Here is a 620-nt window from a genome sequence, read left to right as displayed (position 1 = left end):
AGAAGAAGGAAGAAACAATGTAAATAGATACGGTAATGATTTGCTCGAGCAAATATTATCGAGAGATAATATGAATAAAGCATATAAAAGAGTAAAAGCCAATAAAGGAAGCCATGGGATTGATGGTTTGACAGTAGATGAACTTCTACAATACCTAAAAGAGCATGGACAAGAATTAAGGCAATCATTACTGGAAAGTAGATATAGACCTCAAGCAGTAAGAAGGGTAGAAATACCCAAACCTGAAGGGGGGATAAGACTACTTGGAATACCTACTGTAGTAGATAGAGTTGTTCAACAAGCAATTTCGCAAGTTCTAATACCAATATATGAAAAGAAATTTTCAGATAATAGTTATGGTTTTAGGCCTTTAAGGAGTGCAAAACAAGCTATTGAGAAATGTAGGGGTTATATCAATACCGGGTATAAATGGGTAGTAGATATTGACCTTTCCAAATACTTTGATACGATAAATCATGATAAGTTAATAAGAATACTATCGGAAGATATTAAAGACGGTAGAGTAATTTGTCTGATACGAAAGTATCTACAAAGTGGAGTTATGATAAACGGGGTATTTATGAATACTGAAGAAGGAGCACCTCAAGGTGGACCCTTGT

At 34.5% G+C, this 620-nt stretch carries 1 protein-coding gene; it reads left to right on the top strand.

Features of this window, described 5'->3' with window-relative positions:
* On the top strand, positions 1-620 hold a 620-nt coding region (locus tag KPL38_RS19465), incomplete at both ends, for a reverse transcriptase domain-containing protein (protein WP_246578062.1).

Source organism: Clostridium psychrophilum, from assembly GCF_018861705.1.
In the GTDB taxonomy this organism is placed as follows: Bacteria; Bacillota; Clostridia; order Clostridiales; family Clostridiaceae; genus Clostridium_AD; species Clostridium_AD psychrophilum.
The sequence above is the reverse complement of the archived record's forward strand: the minus strand, read 5'-3'. Positions and strand labels throughout refer to the sequence as shown.